The organism is Bradyrhizobium sp. JR4.1 (genome assembly GCF_040548605.1).
GTDB lineage: Bacteria > Pseudomonadota > Alphaproteobacteria > Rhizobiales > Xanthobacteraceae > Bradyrhizobium > Bradyrhizobium canariense.
In genome coordinates this window covers 1,008,073-1,030,194 of sequence record NZ_JBEPRY010000001.1, presented here as the reverse complement: position 1 = coordinate 1,030,194, position 22,122 = coordinate 1,008,073, and the positions used below count along the sequence as shown (strand labels likewise).

Genomic DNA, 22,122 nt, shown 5'->3' with positions numbered 1-22,122 from the left:
CCCTGACGCCTCACCCGCGCCGTTCGACGGAAGCCAGCTCGACGATCCAACCGTCGCCTGTCCGGCTTTGGTGGAGCTGCGGCTGAATATTCCAATATTTAGTGGCTTCGGTCAATTCAGACTCTACATCTTGACCCTTGAGAAACAACGCTTTTGCGCCCTGGCGCATCAGCGGTTCCGCAAAGCCGATGAGTTGGTGTAGCGGAGCCAGCGCACGCGCGGTGACGCAATCGACCGGGCCGGTGATTCTATCCACATTATCCCCGATCTCAGCGAGATGTACGACTCCCGGGGATGTAGTTATGCGGACGGCTTCGCGCAGGAAGGCCGCCTTCTTGGCGATTCGCTCGACCAGATGGACGCTGGCCCCGGCCGTCCCCGCCATGGCGCAAGCCAGCACTATGCCGGGGAAGCCGCCGCCGCTGCCCAAGTCAGCCCAGCGTTTGGCCGATGGCGCAAGAGCGACGAGCTGAAGCGAGTCGGCGATGTGCCGGGTCCAGAGATGCGGCAATGTCGAGGGCGCGACCAGGTTGGTCTTGGCCTGCCACTCCCGGAGCAGTGCGATGTAGCGATCGAGCCGGGCCTCCGTTTCATGTGAAACGGGCGCAAGCTTGAGCGCCGCAATCTTGTCGGCTGCGATGACGGCGTCCAGCGATCGATCGTTGGCGCTGGCCTTGTCGATCTTCGGTCTGGTCGGCGCCGGTTCGAAGCGACCACCGGCGCCCTCTCCCGCCGAGGGTTTTCCTGATGACGATCTGCCGCCGCCCGGCCCGCGCTGTTTCACGTGAAACCTATGCGATCGCTTTGGACGTCTTCCGCGCTTCGCGGCGGAGATAGGCCGCAAGGATGCCGAGCGCGGCCGGCGTCATCCCGTCGATTCGGCCGGCTTGGCCAACCGTGAACGGACGTGCCTTCTCCAGCTTGGCCCGGACCTCATTGGAGAGACCGGGGACCTGCTGGTAGTCGACGTCCGACAGCCCCATCCCCTCGTCCCGCCTGAAGGCTTCGACGTCGGCGCTCTGGCGCTCCAGATAGACGTCGTACTTCGCGTCGATCTCAAGATGGGTGGCAATGACGGGATCAATGGCAGCGAGCTCCGGCCAGATCGCACGGACCTGGCTCCAGCCGATGTCGGGATAGGCCATCAGCTCGAAGGCCGACCGCCGCTGGCCGTCCCGGTTCAGGGACAGTCCATGCTTGATCGCTTCGTTCGGGGTGATCGTCAGCGACTTCGACAGCGCTCGAGCCGCATTCAGGGCGTCCATCTTGGCGCGATGATGCACGGTCCGGGCGCTCCCGACGCATCCCAGGGCGATGCCCTTCTCGGTCAAGCGCTGATCGGCATTGTCTGCGCGCAGGGTCAGCCGGTACTCGGCCCTGGAGGTGAACATCCGATAGGGTTCGCTGATGCCGCGGGTGACGAGGTCGTCGATCATGACGCCGAGATAGCCATCGGCGCGGTCGAACACCGTCAGCGCGGCGCCGCTCGCGGCCAATGCCGCGTTCAGCCCGGCCACGATGCCCTGGCCAGCGGCTTCCTCGTACCCCGTGGTGCCGTTGATCTGCCCGGCCAGGAACAGGCCGCGCAGACGCTTGGTCTGGAGGGTCGGATCGAGCTCCCGGGGATCGACGTGGTCGTATTCGATGGCATAGCCCGGCCGGACCATCTTGACCCGCTCCAGGCCGGGAATGGTTGCGAGGATGGCGAGCTGGACCTCCTCCGGCAGCGAAGTGGAGATGCCGTTGGGATAGACCGTGCTGTCGTCGAGCCCCTCCGGCTCCAGGAAGATCTGGTGACCATCGCGATCGCCGAAGCGAACGATCTTGTCCTCGATCGAGGGGCAATAGCGCGGTCCGGAGCTCTTGATCTGGCCGGAGTACATCGGAGAACGATGGACATTGGCCCTGATCACGTCGTGGGTCGCAGGCGTGGTCCGGGTGATCCCGCACTGGATCTGCGGCGTCGTGATCCGCTCGGTCATCACGGAAAACGGCTCCGGAGGCTCGTCCCCCGGCTGCATCTCGACCGCCGGCCAGTCGATCGTGGTGCCATCCAGACGCGGCGGTGTCCCTGTCTTGAGCCGTCCAAGGGTGAACCCGGCGCGCTCGAAGGACGTCGAAAGGCCCATTGCCGGCGCCTCGCCAACCCTGCCGGCCGGCCAGTTCTTCTCTCCGAGATGGATCAGACCGCGGAGGAAGGTGCCGGTGGTGACGACGACAGCCCCTGCCCGAAGTTCGCGGCCATCCGCCAGGCTCAGGCCGATCACCCGTCCCTCGACCACGATCAGCTCGTCCGCCTCGCCTTCGATGACGGAAAGACCCTCGGTCTCCCGGATCGCCGCCTGCATCGCGGCGGCATAGAGCTTCCGGTCGGCTTGGGCGCGCGGACCACGCACCGCCGGGCCCTTACGTCGATTGAGGACGCGAAATTGGATGCCGCCGGCGTCTCCGACCCGGCCCATCAGACCATCGAGCGCGTCGACCTCGCGAACCAGATGGCCCTTGCCGAGACCGCCAATCGCGGGATTGCAGGACATCGCGCCGGCGGTGGAGAAACGATGCGTCACCAGAGCGGTCGCCGCGCCCATCCGCGCTGAGGCCGCCGCCGCCTCACAGCCGGCGTGGCCGCCGCCAATCACGATGACGTCGAAGCTCTCTCGCTCTGTTCGCATGGGCGGACTTCTAACTCAGAGGCGGGCAAGCCGGAAGTGGAAACTGGTCAAGGCAGTTGTTTCACGTGAAACGGGGAAAGCGGAGCCCAAGTGTTTTCCGCGAAAACAACCCCATGCACAGTAGAATGGCCCTTGGAAAGATTACCATTTTTAGTGAGCGAAAACGGGGCTCTCGAAGGATAAAGGCAGCGACCGGAGGTCGTAATGCCCAGATACGGGCCGCTCTCCGAAGTGCGATGGCAGCGGCATACTCCTAATCATCGCGAGCGGAGCGATCCCTGGATCGCTCCGCGCACCCGGTCCTTATCTGGTACGTTTCAGGCCGGAGAATCTTGGGCGATGGAGCCATGTTTCACGTGAAACATCTGGAACCGCGCCCGCCGTGTTTCACGTGAAACAGAATAAGTGGAACAAAGGCTAGTTCTACAATGAAGAACTAGCGCTACTTTCCAACACAGAACTTCTGGAAAATGGCCCCCAGGACGTCCTCGACATCTACCCGACCCAACAGCCGGCCCAAGGCATAGGCGGCAGCGCGCAGCTCTTCGGCAGCAAGCTCCTCACCCTCTTCTACGAGCTCCAGACTCCGGTGCAAGCTGCCTGATGCCCGGCGCAGCAGATCCCGTTGGCGGGCCCGGGTCACCAAGGCGCCCTCGGTCGTTCCGAAGAAGTCGGCGGCGAATTTCACCAAGGCATCGACCAGCTCGGGGATGCCGTCCCCCCGGCTCGCTGCGATTCCGAACTCACCGCGCGGGCCGACGTCCTCGACCCCACCAAGATCGATCTTGTTGCGTACGATCCAGACCGAGCCGCCGGAGCGACTGCCTGCGTTGCCCGACTTCCCCAGCAGCGGCATCGCGGCCGGATCAACAGCGCGCCCACCCTCCACCAGCCACAACACGAGGTCGGCGTCTTCGGCTCGCGCCCGCGCCCGGCGCACACCCTCCTGCTCGACTGGATCGTCGGTCTCGCGAATCCCGGCCGTGTCGATCACCGTGACGGGATAGCCGTCGAGATCGAGCTGCACCTCGATCACATCGCGCGTCGTACCGGCATGCGGCGAGACGATCGCGACGTCGCGGCGCGCGAGCTGGTTGATCAGCGTCGACTTGCCGACATTCGGCTCGCCCGCGATCGCAACCACCAGGCCGTCTCGCAAACGTTCAGCTTGTCCCTGTGCCGCAAGGACTTCTGTGATTTCGTCGTGCAGCGCACTGATCGCCTTGACCGCAGGCGCCATCAACTCGGCGGGCACATCGCCCTCGTCGGAGAAATCGATGCCGGCCTCGATCAAGGCCGAGGCCTCGATGATGCGCTCGCGCCAGTCGCGCGCGCGATTGCCGAGCAGACCCTGCAACTGCCGTAACGCCTGGCGGCGCTGGCGGTCGGTGTCGGCGTGAATGAGATCGTCGAGGCCCTCCGCCTCGGTCAGGTCGAGCTTGCCATTCTCGAAGGCGCGCCGGGTGAATTCGCCGGGCTCGGCGGCGCGCATATTCGGAATTACGGAAATAGCGGCGAAGAGCGCGGCCAGCACCGCGCGGCCTCCATGGACGTGGAATTCGGCGACGTCCTCCCCCGTCGCGCTGGCGGGGCCTGGAAACCACAACACTACCGAATCGTCGATCGGCTGGCCCACGCCGTCATGCAGGAGCCGGCGGCTGGCCTGTCTCGGCGCCGGCAGCTTGCCCGCCAGCGTCGTCAACGCCAGGCTGGCGTCTGACCCGGAGACGCGCACCACCGCGAGCGCACTCGGCGGACGGCCGGACGACAGCGCAAAGATGGTCTGGTCTCGCGGATGCATGGCCTATTTGTCCGGCTGAAAGGGAAAAGGCAAACATCTGTTTCTGCCGACGAACGGCGGGTTTTGCTGCGCCAAATCCTGCAGCAAAACCTATGTTGCAATGCGATATATCCAGTGGCAATTGCTGCGAGAATTACTCACTGCGGAATGATAAACGAGCCGGATAATAAATATTACCAAGTAGTATCAAGGCCTTATTACAAAATCCGGTCGAGGCAACAAACACGCCGCCATGCTGCACCTTCGCTGCAGCAAAGCCGCACAAAAAAAGGGCGCCCGGAGGCGCCCTTTGATCATATTGCACCGCAATCAGGTGTTCATCGAATCGAAGAACTCGGAATTGCTCTTGGTCGAACGCAGCTTGTCGAGCAGGAAGTCGATACCGTCCATCGTCCCCATCGGATTCAGGATGCGGCGGAGTACGTACATCTTCTTCAGGACCACCGGATCGGTGATCAGCTCTTCCTTGCGGGTGCCGGAGCGCGAAATGTCGATCGCCGGGAAGGTCCGCTTGTCCGAAACCTTGCGGTCGAGGATCAGCTCGGAGTTGCCGGTGCCCTTGAACTCTTCGAAGATGACTTCGTCCATGCGGCTGCCGGTATCGACCAGCGCGGTCGCGATGATCGTCAGCGAGCCGCCCTCTTCGATGTTGCGGGCGGCGCCGAAGAACCGCTTCGGCCGCTGCAGCGCGTTGGCATCGACACCGCCGGTCAGCACCTTACCCGATGACGGCACCACGGTGTTGTAGGCGCGGCCGAGGCGCGTGATGGAGTCCAGCAGGATCACCACGTCGCGGCCATGCTCGACCAGGCGCTTGGCCTTCTCGATCACCATCTCGGCGACCTGGACGTGGCGCACCGCCGGCTCGTCGAAGGTCGAGGAGACGACCTCGCCCTTCACCGAGCGCTGCATGTCCGTGACTTCTTCCGGACGTTCGTCGATCAGGAGCACGATCAGATAGCACTCGGGATGATTATGCGCGATCGAGTGCGCGATGTTCTGCATCAGCACCGTCTTGCCTGTGCGCGGCGGCGCGACGATCAGCGCGCGCTGGCCCTTGCCGATCGGCGCGACGATGTCGATCACCCTTGCAGAAAGGTCTTTCCGCGTCGGATCGTCGATTTCCATGCGGAAGCGCTGATTCGGAAACAGTGGCGTGAGGTTGTCGAAATTGACCTTGTGCTTGGCCTTTTCCGGGTCCTCGAAATTGAGCGTGTTGACCTTCAGCAACGCGAAATAGCGCTCGCCCTCTTTCGGGCTGCGGATGTGGCCTTCGATGGTGTCGCCGGTGCGCAGGCCAAAACGGCGGATCTGCGAGGGCGAAACGTAGATGTCGTCCGGGCCCGGCAGATAATTCGCATCGGGCGAACGGAGGAAGCCGAAGCCGTCGGAGAGAACCTCGACGACGCCTTCGCCGACGATATCGGTCTCGGCGAGCGCAAGCTGCTTGAGGATGGCGAACAGCAGCTCCTGCTTGCGCATGGTGCTGGCATTCTCGACCCCGTTCTCTTCCGCGAACGAGACGAGCTCGGCCGGCGTCTTCGACTTGAGGTCCTGGAGTTTGATTTCCCGCATTGGGGTGGTCCTGTGGGGTAACCTGGGGAGGGGTGCGAGGAGGCTCTGAAATGCGGACGCGAAAAGGTAAGGTCCGCAGGTCTGGCAAGGAGAGCGCCGGTGAGGCTTCAAACCTGATGGGGTGTCCGGCCTCTGGAAAGCTCAGACACGACCACATCCGCCTGCGTTGGGTGGGATATTGCTAATATAGAAAATCGCCTCTCACTCCGCAAGCAGAAGCACTGAGCGATTGTTCGCGACCCCTGCCTAGAACGGCTTCACGATCACCATGATGACGATCAGAATCATCAGGGCAGTGGGTACCTCGTTGATAATCCGATAAAATTTCTGGCTCCGGGGGCGCCGATCCGCGGCGAAATCCTTCAGCCAGCGCGAAAAAAAGCCGTGGACCGCGGACATCGCGAGGACCAGTGCCAGTTTTACGTGCAGCCAGCCGAAGCTGAACCAATGGCCAGCCCAGGCGAGATAGAGCCCGGCGAGCCAGGTCACGATCATGGCGGGGTTGATGATGGCCTTGAACAGCCGCCGTTCCATGATCTTGAACGTTTCCGACTGCTTCGAGCCGATGTCGGCCTCGCAATGATAAACGAACAGCCGTGGCAGATAGAGCATGCCCGCCATCCAGGAGATGACGGCGATCACATGCATCGCCTTGATCCAGAGATAGACGTCTTCAAACATGTCTGGGATCCGGATTCCTGCCCAGCCGCGGGGAACGCTGGGGATAGTAAGAACTCGTTAAGGTCTTGCCTGCACACATATCCGTCCGTAGCGCCCTTCTCCAATAAGAATCTTAGATTCTTAAGGTTTGAGTCTATGTGACGGTGAATTGGACTCACACATTTCCGTCCGCCCGTTCACACGCGCTTGTTCACATCCATCGACATATCCCTGATCACTCTGGCCGCCCTCGATAAGGCGGTCAGCTTCAAAGGCTTGCGCGTTTCTGTCGGCAGCTTATCAAGAGGGTTATCGGCACAATCCCGTTTCCCTTTCGACGGGGCGCCGAACTTGTTCTCACGGGCAGTGGTGTGAAGAAAATTGGCACTTGTCCCGCCCCCGGTGTCGCGCATCCCTTTCCGAGGGGTTAAGGTCCACAGAAATCCACAAACCAAACCGGTTTCATACAAAGGGCTTTTGTGCCGACCTCGAACAATTATTTCCATTTGCACCTCGTGTCCGATTCCACCGGTGAGACGCTGATCACGGTCGCGCGGGCCGTTGCCGCCCAGTACGCCAACGTGACCCCGGTCGAGCACGTCTATCCGCTGGTGCGCAGTCAGAAACAGCTCGATCGCGTGCTCGACGAGATCGAGGAAGCGCCGGGAATCGTGCTGTTCACGTTGCTCGAGAAGGATCTGGTCGCCAGGCTCGAGGACAAGTGCAAGGGGATCAATGTTCCGAGCCTGTCGATCATCGGCCCGGTGATGCAATTGTTCGAGGCGTATCTCGGAGCCGCCACGACCGGCCGGGTCGGTGCCCAGCACGTGCTCAACGCCGAATACTTCAAGCGCATCGACGCGCTGAACTACACGATGATCCATGATGACGGTCAGCATGTCGAAGGGCTCGACGACGCGGACGTGGTGCTCGTCGGTGTCTCCCGCACCTCCAAGACCCCGACATCGATCTATCTTGCCAACCGTGGCATCCGCACCGCCAACGTGCCGCTGGTTCCAGGCATTCCGGTGCCGTCGCAGTTGGAAACGTTGACGCGACCGCTGGTGGTGAGCTTGCATGCGACGCCGGAACGCTTGATCCAGGTGCGCACGAACCGCCTGCTCTCCATGGGCGCCGATTCCAGCGGCGACACCTACACGGACAAGCAGTCGGTCGCCGAAGAGGTCGCATTTGCCCGCAAGCTGAGCGCCAAGCACGATTGGCCGCTGCTCGACGTCACGCGGCGCTCGATCGAGGAAACCGCCGCGGCGATCATGAAACTCTACAGCGATCGCCAGCGTAACCGGCCTTCTGAATAGCTTTGGGAATAGTTTCGCGATGGGTCTGTGGCTCGGCAAATCTGCGTTGATCCTGGCCTCGCAGAGCAGCGCGCGAAAGATGCTGCTGGCCAATGCCGGGCTCGAGTTCAAGGTGATCACGGCTGATATCGACGAGCGCGCGATCCAGGCCGCCTCCGGGCTGTCTGGTCCGCGCGAGATTGCCTTGCTGCTGGCGCGCGAAAAGGCCAAGGCGGTCTCGGCTCATCACGCTGGAAGCACCGTCATCGGTGCGGATCAAACGCTGGCGCTTGGCGATCGCCTCTTCAACAAGCCTGCGGGCCGCGCCCAGGCGCTGGCGCAACTGCGCGATCTCTCCGGACACAGCCATGAGCTGAATTCTGCCGTGGCGATAGCACGTAATGGTGAGATCATCTTCGAGGACGTCTCGGTCGCCCGCCTCACCATGCGGCAGATGACCGATGCCGAGCTTTCGGCCTATCTCGACGCCGCCGGCGATGCCGTCACCACCAGCGTCGGCGGTTATCAGCTCGAAAGCCTGGGTATCCATTTGTTCGAGCGTATCGAGGGCGACCACTTCACCATTCTCGGCTTGCCGCTGCTGCCGCTGCTTGCGTTCCTGCGGCGCGAGCGGCTAGTTGCGGTGTGATTGGCAGAGATGGTTGGGCGCTGATGCGGATCCTGGGACTGACCGGCTCGATCGGGATGGGAAAATCCACCACCGCGAAATTATTCGCGGAGGCTGGCGTCCCTGTCTACGATGCCGATGCCGCCGTCCATCAGCTCTATGAGGGCGAGGCTGCGCCCGCGATCGAGGCCGCCTTCCCCGGCACCACCGCGAACGGCAAGGTCGATCGGTCGAAACTGTCGGCGCGTGTGGTGCACGATGCTGCGGCCATCAAGCAGCTGGAGCAGATCGTCCATCCGATGCTGGGCGCTTCCCGCAAAAAATTCTTCGCCGACGCCGAAGCCGCCAAGGCGCCGGTCGTGGTGCTCGACATTCCACTGCTGTTCGAGACTGGGGGCGAGACGCGGGTCGATGCCGTAGTCGTGGTGACGACGTCTCCGGAACTGCAGCGCGAGCGGGTGCTGGCGCGCGGCACGATGGACGAGGCCAAGCTCGACGCCATCATCGCCAAGCAGACACCGGACGCGGAAAAGCGCAGGCGTGCCGATTTCGTGGTGGATACGTCCCACGGGCTCGATCCAGTGCGCGCCCAAATCGCGCACATCCTGGCGGAGGTCGTTAAGATGCCGCAGCGGCGCGCCTGATTCGGCGCCTGACACGGCTTCTCAGATCATGCGCGAAATCGTTCTCGACACAGAAACCACCGGCCTCGACCCGCTGCGGGGAGACCGCCTGGTCGAAATCGGCTGCGTCGAGATGCTCAATCGCATGCCGACGGGGCAGAGTTTCCACGTCTATATCAATCCCGAAAGGGACATGCCGGCAGAAGCCTTCGCGGTGCACGGGCTGTCGGCCGAGTTCCTGGCGACAAAGCAGCTGTTTCACGAGGTCGTTGACGATTTTCTGGAGTTCGTCGGCGATGCGCCGCTGGTGATCCACAATGCCTCGTTCGACATCAGCTTCATCAATGCCGAGCTCGACCGGATCAAGCGCCCGGCGATCCCGCGTGAGCGGCTGGTCGATACGCTGCTGCTGGCACGTCGCAAGCATCCCGGCGTGTCGAACCGGCTCGACGATCTCTGCTCGCGCTATGCGATCGACAATTCACGCCGCACCAAGCACGGCGCGTTGCTCGACGCCGAGTTGCTTGCGGAAGTCTATGTGGATCTGGTCGGGGCGCGGCAATCGCAGCTGCTGCTGGCCTCGGAATCCGAGGAGACTCGCGCCAACGGGGCTGCTGATGCGCCACGGCGGCAGCGGCCAGCGCCGCTCGCGCCGCGGATTTCAGACGCCGAGCGCGAGGCCCACCGGGCCTTCATCGCAACGCTCGGCGACAAGGCGATCTGGAACGAGTTCTTGCCCGCTCCAGCTGTCGCTTCGGCTGGTTAGGCCTGACCGCTCGGCTGAGCGGCCATTTGCCGCTCCATGTTCTGACGATAGAGGCCGACGAAGTCGACCGGGTCCAGCATCAAAGGCGGGAACCCGCCGTCGCGCACGGCCGTGGCGATGATCTCACGGGCGAACGGGAACAGCAGGCGCGGGCATTCGATCATGACCAGCGGATGCAAATTGTCCTTCGGCACGTTGGAGATGCGGAACACGCCGGCATAAGCGAGCTCGAACGAGAACATGATCTTGCCGGCGGTCTCGGCCTTGCCCTCGACCGACAGGGTCACCTCGAACTCCTGTTCGCTGAGGTTGTTGGCGCTGACATTGATCTGGATGTTGATCTGGGGCGGTTGGCTCTGCTGCTGGAGCGAGCTGGGCGCATTCGGATTTTCGAACGAGAGGTCCTTGGTATATTGCGCCAGGACGTTGAGCTGGGGAGCCTGGGCCGCCTCGGGAGGGGTGCCGTTACCGTTGGTCATAAGAGTGTCTCCTTACCCGATTGGGCTGAATTTCGCGGCGGTTGGCTAACATAGGGCTACCTCGTTCCACAAGGACGAACGGTCCCGGATGGGGAATTCCGGCCACGGCCACAACTGCGGCGTTCATCCCGCCGATCCAGCGCAACTGCGCCTTAAACGATTGAAGATGCGCGATTTCCGGCCAGGATCGGGTTTCCCCTTAAGCATAAAACGCGCTACACTCGGTGCTGTGCCAAAAGGCGCCATTGGCCGGGCAAGATTTCGTGCCTACATCCCACGGACCTGACGCGCGGACCCGAAATGGTGATGTGGACTTGCCGTTCCGGTATGGAACGGTCTACTGGCCGGATCGATTTTCCCGGCACGACGCCTTCGAACGGCCCCTTCTACAGACGACCAGAAAGCGAATACGACGTGGACATCTACACCATCATCTTCCTGGCGCTGGCGGTCTTCATCTTTCTGAGGCTGCGCAGCGTGCTGGGGCAGCGCACCGGCAACGAGCGGCCGCCGTTCGACCGTAACGCGCTCCAGGGTGCCCAGGACAAGAACGTCGTCACCATGCCGGGCAAGGTCATCGACCAGGCTCCGTTGGCGCCGACGGCCGAGCCGGCCCCGCCCTCCGACCGCTGGAAGGGCCTGACCGAGCCGGGCACCGTGCTCGCCCAGGGTCTCGATTCCATCGTCGAAAAGGATTCCACCTTCGATCCGCGCCATTTCATCTCCGGCGCCCGCGGCGCCTATGAGATGATCGTGCTGGCCTTTGCCAATGGCGACCGCCGCGCGCTGCGCGACCTGCTGTCGTCGGAGGTCTATGAAAGCTTCGATGCCGCGATCAAAGAGCGCGAGAAGAACGAGCAGAAGACCGAGACGCGTTTTGTCTCGATCGACAAGGCCGAGCTCGTCGGCGCCGAGCTGCGCGACCGCACCGCCCAGCTCACGATCCGCTTCGTCTCGCAGATGATCTCGGCCACGCGTGACAAGGCCGGCAACATCGTCGATGGCAGCGCCGACACGGTCGCCGACATCACCGACATCTGGACTTTCGCCCGCGACATCACCTCTCGCGATCCGAACTGGAAGCTGGTTGGCACCGGAAGCGCGAATTAAGGCTTTCCTGAAGACCAGCGCGACGGCGCTTTGCGCAGGTGCCGTCGCGCTGTCGTCGTTTTCACTCGGCGCCGAGGCGGCGCGGCGCCACTATCGCAGCCATCACCATCATCTCCCGGAATTGCCTGCCGCGCCGCCGCGCGCCTTGCCGTATCCGCAGCTTCCCCTGCCGTTCGAGATTCCCGGCGCGCAATATCTGCCGCTGGCCTGGGCCGACGTGAAGGGCTGGGGCGACGACAATCATCTCGCCGCCTACAAGACCTTTCGCGCGAGCTGCCGTCCGATCAGCGCCCAGACCGGCGCGCCCGAACCGAAGGCTTTGGGCGCCTCTCTGGCCGAACCCTGCCGGGTCGCCAAATCGCTCGAGCTTACCGACGACGCCAGGGCCAAAACCTTTTTCGAGGAAAATTTTGCGCCGCTACGGATCTCTCGCCTCGGCGAGCCGGATGGTTTCGTCACCGGCTATTACGAGCCGGTGCTGGAGGGATCGCGCACGCAGACCGACGTCTACAACGTCCCGGTCTATCGCCGCCCGTCGAACCTGTTCGTGCGCGGCTACAAGCAGGATTCGGTCAGCCTGCCCAACAAGGGCTCGGTCTATCGCAAGATCGGCCGCCGCAAGCTGGTCCCCTATTACGACCGCGCCGAGATCGAGGACGGCAAGATCGCCGGCCGCGGACTCGAGATTGCCTGGCTGAAGGACCCGACCGATCTGCTGTTCGCCCAAATCCAGGGCTCGGCGCGGATCAAGTTCGACGATGGCGGCACGGTCCGGCTCAACTACGACGCCTATAACGGCTATCCCTATACAGCGGTCGGTCGCATCCTGATCGAGCGCGGCATCATTCCGAAGGAAGAGATGTCGATGCAGAAGATCAGGGAGTGGATGGCGCAGACACCAGACGGTGCCAAGGAGCTGCGGCGCCAGAACCGCTCCTACATCTTCTTCCGCGAGGTCAATCTGTCCGACAAGGAGGAGGCCGTCGGCGCGCAGGGCATTCCGCTGACGGCCGGCCGCTCGATCGCAGTCGACAAATCGCTCCACGTCTACGGCACGCCGTTTTTCATCGAAGGCGAGTTGCCGATCGATTCCGAACGCGCGAAGACGCCGTTCCATCGGTTGATGATCGCGCAGGACACCGGCTCGGCCATCATCGGTCCGGCGCGCGCCGATCTCTATTTCGGCGCGGGCCAGGAGGCCGGCCGCGTCTCCGGGCGTCTGCGCCATGCCATGCATTTCGTGATGCTGGTGCCGAAGGGTCTCGATCCGACGGCGCGTGCCGCGCGGCTGCCGGTGCCGGACCCGCGGCCGTCGGAGAAGATCGCGAAGCTGTTTCCGCAAACAGAGCCCGCGAAGGACAAGCCGGCGGCAGCCGAGGCGCAAAGCAGGAGCGAGACGGTCGCTGTCGCCGGTCCAGTCCCGCTGCCGGTGCCGCGTCCCGTGATCGAGCCGGTTCAGGAGCCGCGGCGGCCGGTGAAAAATCGTTCCCATCGGCAGCAATGAAGCGATCGTCCCGTCCGCCCGTGCTGGAGCCTCGTCCCTCGCCGCGCCGTCGCGCGCTGAGCGAAGAAGAGCGCGCGCTGTGGGATACGGTCGCAAAGCAGGTCAAGCCGCTGAGGAAGCCTCGTGCGGTGAAGGCGCAAGCTGCGCCGCGCACCGAGCCTTCCCCCGCAGCGCCCCCCACGCGGCCTGCGCCATCACCACGTCCGATTGCCGCTGCCCCGGCACTGCGTGCAGCGAAGCCGGCGGTGCCGCCGCTCGCGCCGCTCGGCAAGCGCGAGCGCACAAAGTTGTCGCGCGGGCGCAGCGAGATCGAGGCGCGGCTCGATCTGCACGGCATGACCCAGATGCGCGCGCATCGCGCACTGACCGGATTTCTGCACCGCGCTCATCATGACGGCCTGACCTTCGTGCTCGTCATCACCGGCAAGGGCCGAAGCGGCGGCGAAAGCGGCGTGCTGCGCCGCCAGGTGCCGGAATGGCTGAGCCTGCCGGAATTCCGGGCTTTTGTGGTCGGCTTTGAGGAAGCCGGTATCGGCCATGGCGGCGAGGGCGCGCTTTACGTGCGGATCAGGCGGGCGAGATTCTAACCGCGGGCTCGCTGCGACCTCTCCCGCGTGCCTTGCGGGTGAGGTTTCGGAGCCCGCGGGACGATCGTCTGCTTCACTATTCTGCTGAAGACGTAGCGACCAACCCATCACTCCCGAATGCTGCACCGCGAACGGAGGACGCCGCTCGCGGCATTCGCCTATTTGACGGCTTCCCTTTTGCCGCGCTTGCCGCTTTCGTTTCGGCCGCTTACACAGTCATGTGAACGTCATATGGCGCTGCTAGCGCAAGCGATCATTTTTGACGGCCCAAGAGAACGGCCAAGGGAGGTTTACTTGATGGCTCTTAGACACTTTGGAGCGGCTGCCGCTATTGCGCTCACGGTTGGACTATCGGCCTCGCCGGCCTTGGCCGCGACCGAAATCCAGTGGTGGCACGCGATGACCGGCGCCAACAATGACGTCATCGTCAAGCTCGCCACCGACTTCAACGCGTCGCAGAGCGACTACAAGGTGATCCCGACCTACAAGGGCAACTACCCCGATACGATGAACGCCGGCATCGCGGCGTTCCGCGCCGGCAACGCGCCGCACATCATGCAGGTGTTCGAAGTCGGCACCGCGACCATGATGGCTGCGACCGGCGCCGTGAAGCCCGTCTACAAGCTTATGGCGGACGCCGGCGAAAAGTTCGATCCCAAGATCTACCTGCCCGCCATCACCGGCTACTATTCGACGTCGAAGGGCGAGATGCTCTCATTCCCCTTCAACTCGTCCTCGACTGTGATGTGGGTGAACCTCGACGAGCTGAAGAAGGCGAACGTGGAGATTCCGAAGACCTGGCCCGAAACGTTCGAGGCCGCCAAGAAGCTGAAGGCTGCGGGTCACGACACCTGCGGCTTCTCCGGCTCCTGGGTCACATGGGTCAATCTCGAGCAGCTCTCGGCCTGGCACAACGTGCCGCTCGCCAGCAAGGCCAACGGCCTCGACGGCTTTGACACCGTGCTCGAGTTCAACGGACCGCTTCAGGTCAAGCATCTCGAAACCCTTGTCGAGCTGCAGAAGACCAAGACCTATGACTACGCCGGCCGCACCAACACCGGCGAAGGCCGCTTCACCTCCGGCGAATGCCCGATCTACCTGACCTCGTCGGCGTTCTTCGGCAACGTCAAGGCGCAGGCCAAGTTCAACTTCACCGCCGTGCCGATGCCGTATTATCCCGACGTCAAGGGCGCGCCGCAGAACTCGATCATCGGCGGCGCTTCGCTCTGGGTGATGGGCGGCAAGTCGGCCGAGGAATACAAGGGCGTCGCGAAGTTCCTGACCTTCCTCTCGGACACCGATCGCCAGGTCTATATCCACAAGGCCTCGGGCTATCTGCCGATCACCAAGGCGGCCTATGCCAAGGCGAAGGAAGAGGGCTTCTACAAGGATCAGCCCTATCTCGAGACCCCGCTGCTCGAGCTGACCAACAAGGAGCCGACCGAGAACTCGCGCGGCCTGCGCCTCGGCAACATGGTGCAGCTGCGTGACGTCTGGTCGGAAGAGATCGAGCAGGCGCTGGCCGGCAAGAAGACCGCCAAGCAGGCGCTGGATTCCGCCGTCGAGCGCGGCAACACGATGCTGCGGCAGTTCGAAAAAACCGCCGTCAAGTGAGGCAATGAGCGGCAGGCCGCGACCCGGCCTGCCGCTCTGCTGGCATCATGCAAAAGCAAGCCATTTTCCAGTCAAGGCTGTTACCGTACGCGCTGGTTGCGCCGCAGCTCGCGATCGTCCTGATTTTCTTCTATTGGCCGGCCCTGCAGGCGGTGATCCAGTCCTTCCTGCTCCAGGACGCCTTCGGTCTGTCGACCACCTTTGTCTGGTTCGAGAATTACATCGAGCTGTTCAAGGACGCGGCCTATTTCGAGGCGATCGTCCGAACGTTCTTCTTCTCGTTCGCGATCGCCGTCTCGTCGTTGTCCTTCGCGCTGCTGCTCGCCGTGATGGCGGACAAGCCGCTGCGTGGCTCGATGCTCTACCGCACGCTCCTGATCTGGCCCTATGCGGTGGCGCCGCCCGTGGTCGGCGTGCTCTGGATCTTCATGCTGCATCCCTCGCTCGGCGTGCTCTCGCGCTATCTGCGCAACATGGGCATCGACTGGAATCCGCTGCTCGACGGCGACCAGGCCGCGGCGCTGATCATCCTCGCCGCCGCGTGGAAGCAAATCTCCTATAATTTCCTGTTCTTCCTCGCAGGCCTGCAAGCGATCCCCAAGAGCGTGTTCGAGGCCGCCGCGATCGACGGCGCCCGTCCGATGCGGCGGTTCTGGACCGTGACTTTCCCGCTGCTATCGCCGACCATCTTCTTCCTGCTGGTGGTCAACATCGTCTACGCCTTCTTCGACACGTTCGGCATCATTGACACTATGACCCGCGGCGGACCCGGAACGTCGACGGTCACGCTGGTCTACAAGGTCTATTCCGACGGCCTGCTTGGCGGCAATCTCGGCAGCTCGGCGGCGCAGTCGGTGATCCTGATGGTCATGGTCATCGTGCTCACCGGAATCCAGTTCCGGTTCGTCGAACGCAAGGTGACCTACTGATGGTCGAGGAAGAGGGCTTCCGGCGCTACATCGCCCATATCATCCTCTGGATCGGGATCGCGATCGTCGCTTTCCCCGTCTACATCGCGTTCGTCGCTTCGACCCAGGACAACGCGCTGATCGCCAACGGACAGATGTCACTGCTGCCGGGCGGTCATTTCTTCGAGGTTTACTACCAGACCATTTTCGTCGGCACGAGCGGATCGACCCGCGAGCCCGTCGGCAACATGATGCTGAACTCGCTGGTGATGGCCTTGCTGATCGCGGTCGGCAAGATCGCAATCTCGATCATCTCGGCCTACGCGATCGTCTATTTCCGCTTTCCGTTCCGGATGCCGATCTTCTGGATCATCTTCATCACGCTGATGCTGCCGGTCGAGGTCCGCATCTATCCGACCTACAAGATCGTCGCAGATCTGCACATGCTCGACAGCTATGCGGGCCTGTCGCTGCCGCTGATCGCCTCGGCCACCGCGACGCTGCTGTTCCGCCAGTTCTTCATGACGGTGCCGGACGAGCTGCTGGAGGCCTCGCGCATCGACGGCGCCGGTCCCCTGCGCTTCTTCTGGGACACGCTGCTGCCGTTGTCGCGCACCAACATGGCGGCGCTGTTCGTGATCCTCTTCATCCTCGGCTGGAATCAATATCTCTGGCCGCTGCTGATCACCACCCGCGACGACATGCAGACCATCCAGGTCGGCATCCGCAAGATGATCACCACCACTGACGCGCTGACCGAATGGCCGATCGTGATGGCGACCGCCGTGCTCGCGATGCTGCCGCCGGTGTTCGTCGTCGTCGTAATGCAGAAATTGTTCGTGCGCGGACTCGTGGAGACGGAAAAGTAAATCCCATGGCTAACGTCACTCTGCGCAACGTCCGCAAAACCTATCCCGGCGGCTTCGAGGCCATCAAGGGCGTCAACGTCGATGTCGGCGACGGCCAGTTCTGCGTGCTGGTCGGTCCCTCCGGCTGCGGCAAGTCGACATTGCTGCGCATGGTCGCGGGCCTCGAGACCGTCACCGGCGGCGAGATCGACATCGGCGGCCGCATCGTCAACCAGATCGAGCCCGCCGACCGCGACATCGCGATGGTGTTCCAGAACTACGCGCTCTATCCGCATATGAGCGTCTTCAACAACATGGCCTACGGCCTGCGCAACCGCGGCATGAAGGAGGCCGAGGTCAAGAGCCGCGTCGACGAAGCCGCGCGCGTGCTCGAACTCACGTCGATGCTGGAGCGCAAGCCGCGCCAGCTCTCCGGCGGCCAGCGCCAGCGTGTCGCCATGGGCCGCGCCATCGTGCGTCAGCCAAAAGTGTTTCTGTTCGACGAGCCGCTGTCCAACCTCGACGCCAAACTCCGCATCGCGATGCGCGTCGAGATCCGCAAATTGCAGCGCCGGCTCAACACCACGTCGATCTACGTCACCCACGACCAGCTCGAGGCGATGACTCTCGCCGACATTCTCGTGGTCATGAATGGCGGTCAGGTCGAGCAGGTCGGCAATCCCCTGGCGATCTACGAAAAGCCGGCCACGACCTTCGTCGCCTCCTTCATCGGCGCGCCGCCGATGAATTTGATGTCGATTCGCGCCGATGAAATCAAATCGCAGCTCGGCAGCACTAACGCCGGCATCCTCGGCATCCGCCCGGAAGACTTCGTGATCACCGACCAGACCCCGGCCGGCGGCGTCACGCTCCCGCTCACCGTGGAAGCGATCGAGCGCGTCGGCGCCGAAACCTTCGTCTACGGCACGCGGGCTCAGGACGAGCAGCGCATCGCTGCCAATCCCGGCGAGCTGCCGCCCGGCGAAGTCATCGTCCGCATCCCCGGCTCAGAGGCGCCGCCGATCGGCGAGAAGATCCGCGTCGCAGCGGTGCGCCAAAAGCTGCATCTGTTCAGCGGCGATGGACGGACGCGGATCGAGCCCTGACCGGGTTCCGCGGAGCCGTCGATTAAATACGGCGAAAACAACCCCATGCACAGTAGAAGGGGGTTTGTTTTCGTTGAGAAAAATCGCGCCGCAATTTCGTCGTGTCGGGCTTGTCGCAGGCGTTTCGCACCATGACGACCAGTCAGCCTTTGTGCATGGCAGGAGCGGGTGAGCCGCCAATCCACAGCCCCCCGCTACGTCCTTGAACCGACACGCGGATATGCCCATATTGCTCATCAAGGGGTGCCTGTACGGGCCCTGATGCACCAAAGTCGCTTCGAGAGGACTTTGTAAACTATGTCTCGTGTTCCCACGCTTTCCAGTCCGTTCCTTCTGGGCTTCGACGAGATCGAGCGCGTGCTCGATCGGGTCGTCAAAGGCGCCGACGGTTACCCTCCCTACAATATCGAGAGGTGCGACCGGTCGGAGGGCCAGCCCGAGCGTTTGCGGATCACGCTGGCGGTTGCCGGATTCACCCGCGACCAACTCGATGTAACCATTGAGGAAAACCAGCTCGTCATTCGCGGGCGGCAGCAGGACGACAAGACCCGGCAATACATCCATCGCGGCATCGCCGCGCGCCACTTCCAGCGCACCTTCGTGCTGGCGGAGGGGATGCTGGTCCTGGGTGCGGATCTGAAGAACGGATTGCTGGCGATCGATCTTGCCCGGCCGGAACCGGAGAGGATCGTTAAGACAATCGCTATCAATGAGCACGAATAATGGAACGAGTAGCGGACTCGACCGCTTAGTTTCTGTGAAGGAGTCGAGACCATGAGTGAAGGTCACGTTGCGTTCGAATACGAAGCCAAGAACGTCTCGCCGGAGACGCTGGCAACCCTCGGCGAAGGCCATATCGCCTATGTGAAGCAGATCCGCTCCGAGGATGTGCCGGGCCTGTTTCCCGAAGCGCCGAAGATCGCGCCGGGCCTCAAGCTCTTCGCGCTCCACGCCGCCGACGGCACGCCGATCATGCTGACCGACAGCCGCGAAGCCGCGATCGCCAACGCCTGGAGCAACGAGTTGCAAGCGGTGAGCGTGCACTGAGCACGCGCACGTCGCATCAATAGGGTTTCAAGCGGGCACGCCTTTGAAGGAAGGCGTGCTCGTTTGTTTTGGACATGCATTTTTCAGAGCCGAATGTACGTCAGATTGGCTCAATCGAGCCGCAGGCCCCTTCGACCTTTGCCCGCTTGCGGAGAGACAGGCGGGAGTTTCCTCCTAGCTGTTTCCGTGATGGTGGCCCGCGAAAGACTTAGCCGAAGAGCGTTGTCACCATATTTTCCGGAGGATTCGCCGAGCAAGAGGGGGCGCATGAGTCAAATGGACTCAGGCAAAATCGGCGCAATGGCCTGAAGTCTTCCATGCTGCAAAGCGACAATCGCGCGGGCGCTAAGAGGGTCGTGAATCCGGCTTCAGCTAATTGAAGGGGGCACGGGGGAAGCTCCGAGCTCTTGCGACGAGGTGACCTCTCAGATTGGGGACCCATTTTAAATATCGACCGGGATCGATGCCCAATATGGCTCGATGCCCGCCAAGCTGACCTGCCACAATAATGAGTGCCTCTGAAACCCATCGACCACGGCGGCTGATGTTTCCGCAGTGAACTCTAAACACGCACCCGAACGCGTTCTTGAACTCTTTGATAGAGTTGAATGTCCGCTAGCGATCGCAACTCGATGGCAATGGCAAATCGTTGATCCTCTGAAGACCAGCCACTTTCACAGCGGACCGCGAGGAAATATCTATCTCCATAGCGTTGCGAGTTGGTGGTCATCGAGAATGTTGCACACTGAAGCGTGCCCCGTTCCCGACGTTGTGCGCCGGGCTTCAAGTCACATTTGAGACTCTCTTTGATGCGGAAGGCGTGGCCTTCGTCAGCCTCCCATTTGCGGAAGGCGTCGAATACATCGCTCGCGCTGGCGCCCCGTATCAGGTAAAATCCCATCTTGAGGCCGGCGTAGTCGAGCCGCGTGTGCTTCACCGGAGGGTCGAAACTGAGCGCCACCCGAATTTGTCGAGCCCCTTTAGTTTGGAATACGTCGGGGATAGGCACTTCGTAGACTGCAAACTTATCTGCCGAGAGAACGTCTTCTGCGATCAGAACAACTCGGTTGTCTTCGGATTCTAGTGCCTTAGCGACATCAGGCAGGCCGTACCCAAGGAGATTGAAGATCGCGTCGTCATCTCCGAAGTTTTGATCGATGGCCGTCGGATGCTCGGCGCTTAGGGCAAGTAGCGCTCTGACCAGATTTGCTGACGCGTTGGGAAAGCTCTCGAACAGCAATGCGGCCTTGTAGGCCACTAGCGGAGCAGCGAATGACGTCCCTGAGTAGTACCTAAGTAATTGTTGTAGATATTCGTGATGCGTAGAAAGAATACCTGCATTGGCCCGCGCAGACCCGTTTTGCAGTCGTTGAGTGGGTCCGTCATAAACGGCAGTTCCACCAAAGTCGACGAGGTCGGGCTTGAGCACTTTGTTAGAGCCTGGACCGGCGCGGGTGAACGGGGAGGGCTGAAATGTCTGCGCGATGGATCTCACGCCGACGTTTTCTTCATCAATCGTCGAAAGGCCGTTTGAATGCGCGATGGAACCAACGGTCAGAACATTGATTGCGCTTGCTGGCTCAAGAATGCGATTGGCTTCGTCGAGGAGGAACCTCGGATAGGCTGCGACGATACCGTCTCCAAAGGACGCAAGGTAGGCTGGAGACGCGTTTCCTGCCGAGACGACGATCAGAATGTCTAACTCCCGGGCCAAAGCATCTAGGGTCGCAGCCCAAGCGCTGGGCTTGGAGCCCGCGGACCTTTTGATATCGCCCAAAGAGATGTTTATTACTCGGCAGCCAAACTCCGCAGTCAGCTTACGGATAGAATTTTCCATTTGAGTGGGGACGAGTTCCTCGTCGTCGAAGCGCCCCGCCGCATTTACAACCCGAGCGCTTGCTACGCGAAATTTAGCTCGGAACGGAGTTTCGGATAGACGCTGGCGAACATCTCCAAAAATGGCAATACCGGAGACCGATGTGCCGTGTCCCTTTTCGTCGCTGTCCCCCAAGCTTGCAGGTTCACCAAACGCTGCGGCTAACGAGCCAGCTATTAATGGGTGTGCGGAGGTAAGCCCGCTATCAATTATACCGATAGTCAGCGCCCCATTCTCGGGAGGCAAAATCTCAGGCAAATCGCCGAGTTCGATATTGCTTGCCGGAAGCTCCGGCCAATCCGGTGTCGGGGGACGATCAATGGTGGCAATCTCCGGCAACTCCAGTAGCTGACGAACGGCGGTGCCGGACCCTTGCACCCGCATAAGCAGCGCGGACTTGCCACGATAAGAGCTGACAACAACGCCTTCAAATTGCTCTAGCACCGTGGTCACGCGGTACACGAACAAGTCCGCGTTCAAATCGGAAACGGGCCAAAGCTCCACGTCATAGAATTCCGCCGGTTCGGGGATAAGCTCAGGAGTAGCATAGCCTTCCCCCTTTAATACTGGACCGATCCGATCGGTTGCGTCGATTGGTCGAATAGCCTCGATCGCTTCGATTAGCGCAGCATACGGCTGACTCTTCTGATTCTCTGGTTTTTCGCCATTATATGCAGTGACCTTTTGTTGAAACGCAGTTAGCTCCGCATCGTCTGCAAAGAGTATCAATGTTTGGCCCGGCTCATTCGCCAAGACTGTCAAACCGATTTTAGCCCACTCGTCTTCGCTTATGTTTCCCGACGTCTGCACTTTCAAAATGAGCGCCGGATCAATGTCGCCAATTTTAGGCTTGGCTCGATGTTCCTGGAGAACTTCTTGAACTTCCGCCTGTATTTTTGCTCCATGGCTTTTGGCCTCTCGACCAGACGGTTGGCCAAAGCCCGGTCGCTTTCGGCGATCCAGTTCGCCCTCGACACGTTGTAGTGGTAAGTGTTGATATGTTGCCATCGTGAAAAGTGC

At 61.9% G+C, this 22,122-nt stretch carries 21 protein-coding genes; 13 read left to right on the top strand and 8 right to left on the bottom strand.

Features of this window, described 5'->3' with window-relative positions; genetic code table 11:
* Window positions 1–10 precede the first annotated feature (10 nt).
* The 6 genes from rsmG to ABIB90_RS04920 all read right to left on the bottom strand — a co-directional run bounded on the left by rsmG (window position 11) and on the right by ABIB90_RS04920 (window position 7,214).
* On the bottom strand, window positions 11–784 hold the full coding sequence (gene rsmG, locus ABIB90_RS04945; RefSeq protein ID WP_354200332.1) for a 16S rRNA (guanine(527)-N(7))-methyltransferase RsmG: 774 nt from the start codon (window positions 782–784) through the stop codon (window positions 11–13).
* 7 nt (window positions 785–791) lie between these two features.
* Window positions 792–2,672: a tRNA uridine-5-carboxymethylaminomethyl(34) synthesis enzyme MnmG gene (gene mnmG, locus ABIB90_RS04940; protein WP_354200331.1), complete on the bottom strand. Its 1,881-nt coding sequence runs from the start codon at window positions 2,670–2,672 to the stop codon at window positions 792–794.
* 442 nt (window positions 2,673–3,114) lie between these two features.
* On the bottom strand, window positions 3,115–4,473 hold the full coding sequence (mnmE, locus tag ABIB90_RS04935) for a tRNA uridine-5-carboxymethylaminomethyl(34) synthesis GTPase MnmE (protein WP_354200330.1): 1,359 nt from the start codon (window positions 4,471–4,473) through the stop codon (window positions 3,115–3,117).
* A gap of 309 nt (window positions 4,474–4,782) precedes the next feature.
* Entirely contained in the window at window positions 4,783–6,048 is a 1,266-nt protein-coding gene (rho, locus tag ABIB90_RS04930) for a transcription termination factor Rho (protein WP_007598612.1), read from the bottom strand.
* A 246-nt stretch (window positions 6,049–6,294) separates the two neighbouring features.
* On the bottom strand, window positions 6,295–6,729 hold the full coding sequence (gene hemJ / locus ABIB90_RS04925; RefSeq protein ID WP_354200329.1) for a protoporphyrinogen oxidase HemJ: 435 nt from the start codon (window positions 6,727–6,729) through the stop codon (window positions 6,295–6,297).
* 176 nt (window positions 6,730–6,905) lie between these two features.
* On the bottom strand, window positions 6,906–7,214 hold the full coding sequence (locus ABIB90_RS04920) for a hypothetical protein (protein ID WP_354200391.1): 309 nt from the start codon (window positions 7,212–7,214) through the stop codon (window positions 6,906–6,908).
* On the opposite strand from ABIB90_RS04920, the gene ABIB90_RS04915 reads away from it, so the two are divergent.
* From ABIB90_RS04915 to dnaQ, 4 genes are read left to right on the top strand one after another with little or no spacing between them, the layout of a single operon-like run.
* Entirely contained in the window at window positions 7,188–8,027 is an 840-nt protein-coding gene (locus ABIB90_RS04915; protein ID WP_007598606.1) for a pyruvate, water dikinase regulatory protein, read from the top strand. The genes ABIB90_RS04920 and ABIB90_RS04915 overlap by 27 nt on opposite strands.
* A 19-nt stretch (window positions 8,028–8,046) precedes the next feature.
* Window positions 8,047–8,655 (top strand): Maf family protein, encoded by a 609-nt coding sequence (locus ABIB90_RS04910; RefSeq protein WP_354200328.1) that lies wholly within the window; start codon window positions 8,047–8,049, stop codon window positions 8,653–8,655.
* A gap of 23 nt (window positions 8,656–8,678) precedes the next feature.
* Window positions 8,679–9,278: a dephospho-CoA kinase gene (gene coaE, locus ABIB90_RS04905; protein WP_007598603.1), complete on the top strand. Its 600-nt coding sequence runs from the start codon at window positions 8,679–8,681 to the stop codon at window positions 9,276–9,278.
* Window positions 9,279–9,306: 28 nt separating this feature from the next.
* On the top strand, window positions 9,307–10,023 hold the full coding sequence (gene dnaQ / locus ABIB90_RS04900) for a DNA polymerase III subunit epsilon (RefSeq protein ID WP_354168466.1): 717 nt from the start codon (window positions 9,307–9,309) through the stop codon (window positions 10,021–10,023).
* On the opposite strand, the gene secB is transcribed toward dnaQ, so the two are convergent.
* Window positions 10,020–10,502, bottom strand: coding sequence for a protein-export chaperone SecB (gene secB, locus ABIB90_RS04895; RefSeq protein ID WP_007598595.1), 483 nt, complete (start codon window positions 10,500–10,502; stop codon window positions 10,020–10,022). The genes dnaQ and secB overlap by 4 nt on opposite strands.
* 414 nt (window positions 10,503–10,916) lie before the next feature.
* Between secB and ABIB90_RS04890 the strand changes: the two genes are divergently transcribed.
* The 9 genes from ABIB90_RS04890 to ABIB90_RS04850 all read left to right on the top strand — a co-directional run bounded on the left by ABIB90_RS04890 (window position 10,917) and on the right by ABIB90_RS04850 (window position 19,226).
* Entirely contained in the window at window positions 10,917–11,612 is a 696-nt protein-coding gene (locus tag ABIB90_RS04890; protein ID WP_007598593.1) for a Tim44/TimA family putative adaptor protein, read from the top strand.
* Window positions 11,590–13,116 carry a murein transglycosylase A gene (gene mltA / locus ABIB90_RS04885; protein WP_219681900.1) on the top strand — a complete coding sequence of 509 codons (1,527 nt, stop codon included), beginning with the start codon at window positions 11,590–11,592 and terminating at the stop codon, window positions 13,114–13,116. Before ABIB90_RS04890 ends, mltA begins: the two co-directional genes overlap by 23 nt.
* Complete coding sequence (locus ABIB90_RS04880; RefSeq protein ID WP_007598590.1) at window positions 13,113–13,703, top strand: Smr/MutS family protein; 591 nt, start codon at window positions 13,113–13,115, stop codon at window positions 13,701–13,703. Before mltA ends, ABIB90_RS04880 begins: the two co-directional genes overlap by 4 nt.
* A gap of 297 nt (window positions 13,704–14,000) precedes the next feature.
* On the top strand, window positions 14,001–15,317 hold the full coding sequence (gene ugpB, locus ABIB90_RS04875) for a sn-glycerol-3-phosphate ABC transporter substrate-binding protein UgpB (protein WP_219681901.1): 1,317 nt from the start codon (window positions 14,001–14,003) through the stop codon (window positions 15,315–15,317).
* A gap of 47 nt (window positions 15,318–15,364) precedes the next feature.
* Window positions 15,365–16,246, top strand: coding sequence for a sn-glycerol-3-phosphate ABC transporter permease UgpA (ugpA, locus tag ABIB90_RS04870; protein WP_354200327.1), 882 nt, complete (start codon window positions 15,365–15,367; stop codon window positions 16,244–16,246).
* Complete coding sequence (ugpE, locus tag ABIB90_RS04865) at window positions 16,246–17,094, top strand: sn-glycerol-3-phosphate ABC transporter permease UgpE (protein ID WP_007598587.1); 849 nt, start codon at window positions 16,246–16,248, stop codon at window positions 17,092–17,094. The genes ugpA and ugpE overlap by 1 nt, the downstream gene beginning before the upstream one ends.
* Before the next feature lie 5 nt (window positions 17,095–17,099).
* Window positions 17,100–18,179: a sn-glycerol-3-phosphate import ATP-binding protein UgpC gene (locus ABIB90_RS04860; protein ID WP_354200326.1), complete on the top strand. Its 1,080-nt coding sequence runs from the start codon at window positions 17,100–17,102 to the stop codon at window positions 18,177–18,179.
* A 297-nt stretch (window positions 18,180–18,476) separates the two neighbouring features.
* Complete coding sequence (locus ABIB90_RS04855) at window positions 18,477–18,902, top strand: Hsp20 family protein (RefSeq protein WP_007598583.1); 426 nt, start codon at window positions 18,477–18,479, stop codon at window positions 18,900–18,902.
* A 51-nt stretch (window positions 18,903–18,953) separates the two neighbouring features.
* On the top strand, window positions 18,954–19,226 hold the full coding sequence (locus ABIB90_RS04850) for a BQ00720 family protein (protein WP_007598581.1): 273 nt from the start codon (window positions 18,954–18,956) through the stop codon (window positions 19,224–19,226).
* A gap of 562 nt (window positions 19,227–19,788) precedes the next feature.
* On the opposite strand, the gene ABIB90_RS04845 is transcribed toward ABIB90_RS04850, so the two are convergent.
* The gene (locus tag ABIB90_RS04845; protein ID WP_354200325.1) at window positions 19,789–22,110 is read right to left on the bottom strand and encodes a S8 family peptidase; all 2,322 of its coding nucleotides are present in this window, start codon (window positions 22,108–22,110) and stop codon (window positions 19,789–19,791) included.
* Window positions 22,111–22,122 lie beyond the last annotated feature (12 nt).

Excerpts from the sequence above, each read along its gene's own strand:
- mnmG (WP_354200331.1), bottom strand. The coding sequence starts at position 2,672 with ATGCGAACAGAGCGAGAGAGCTTCGACGTCATCGTGATTGGCGGCGGC.
- mnmE (WP_354200330.1), bottom strand. The coding sequence starts at position 4,473 with ATGCATCCGCGAGACCAGACCATCTTTGCGCTGTCGTCCGGCCGTCCG.
- rho (WP_007598612.1), bottom strand. The coding sequence starts at position 6,048 with ATGCGGGAAATCAAACTCCAGGACCTCAAGTCGAAGACGCCGGCCGAG.
- hemJ (WP_354200329.1), bottom strand. The coding sequence starts at position 6,729 with ATGTTTGAAGACGTCTATCTCTGGATCAAGGCGATGCATGTGATCGCC.
- ABIB90_RS04920 (WP_354200391.1), bottom strand. The coding sequence starts at position 7,214 with ATGGAAATAATTGTTCGAGGTCGGCACAAAAGCCCTTTGTATGAAACC.
- ABIB90_RS04910 (WP_354200328.1), top strand. The coding sequence starts at position 8,047 with ATGGGTCTGTGGCTCGGCAAATCTGCGTTGATCCTGGCCTCGCAGAGC.
- coaE (WP_007598603.1), top strand. The coding sequence starts at position 8,679 with ATGCGGATCCTGGGACTGACCGGCTCGATCGGGATGGGAAAATCCACC.
- dnaQ (WP_354168466.1), top strand. The coding sequence starts at position 9,307 with ATGCGCGAAATCGTTCTCGACACAGAAACCACCGGCCTCGACCCGCTG.
- secB (WP_007598595.1), bottom strand. The coding sequence starts at position 10,502 with ATGACCAACGGTAACGGCACCCCTCCCGAGGCGGCCCAGGCTCCCCAG.
- ABIB90_RS04880 (WP_007598590.1), top strand. The coding sequence starts at position 13,113 with ATGAAGCGATCGTCCCGTCCGCCCGTGCTGGAGCCTCGTCCCTCGCCG.
- ugpB (WP_219681901.1), top strand. The coding sequence starts at position 14,001 with ATGGCTCTTAGACACTTTGGAGCGGCTGCCGCTATTGCGCTCACGGTT.
- ugpA (WP_354200327.1), top strand. The coding sequence starts at position 15,365 with ATGCAAAAGCAAGCCATTTTCCAGTCAAGGCTGTTACCGTACGCGCTG.
- ugpE (WP_007598587.1), top strand. The coding sequence starts at position 16,246 with ATGGTCGAGGAAGAGGGCTTCCGGCGCTACATCGCCCATATCATCCTC.
- ABIB90_RS04860 (WP_354200326.1), top strand. The coding sequence starts at position 17,100 with ATGGCTAACGTCACTCTGCGCAACGTCCGCAAAACCTATCCCGGCGGC.
- ABIB90_RS04855 (WP_007598583.1), top strand. The coding sequence starts at position 18,477 with ATGTCTCGTGTTCCCACGCTTTCCAGTCCGTTCCTTCTGGGCTTCGAC.
- ABIB90_RS04850 (WP_007598581.1), top strand. The coding sequence starts at position 18,954 with ATGAGTGAAGGTCACGTTGCGTTCGAATACGAAGCCAAGAACGTCTCG.
- ABIB90_RS04845 (WP_354200325.1), bottom strand. The coding sequence starts at position 22,110 with ATGGCAACATATCAACACTTACCACTACAACGTGTCGAGGGCGAACTG.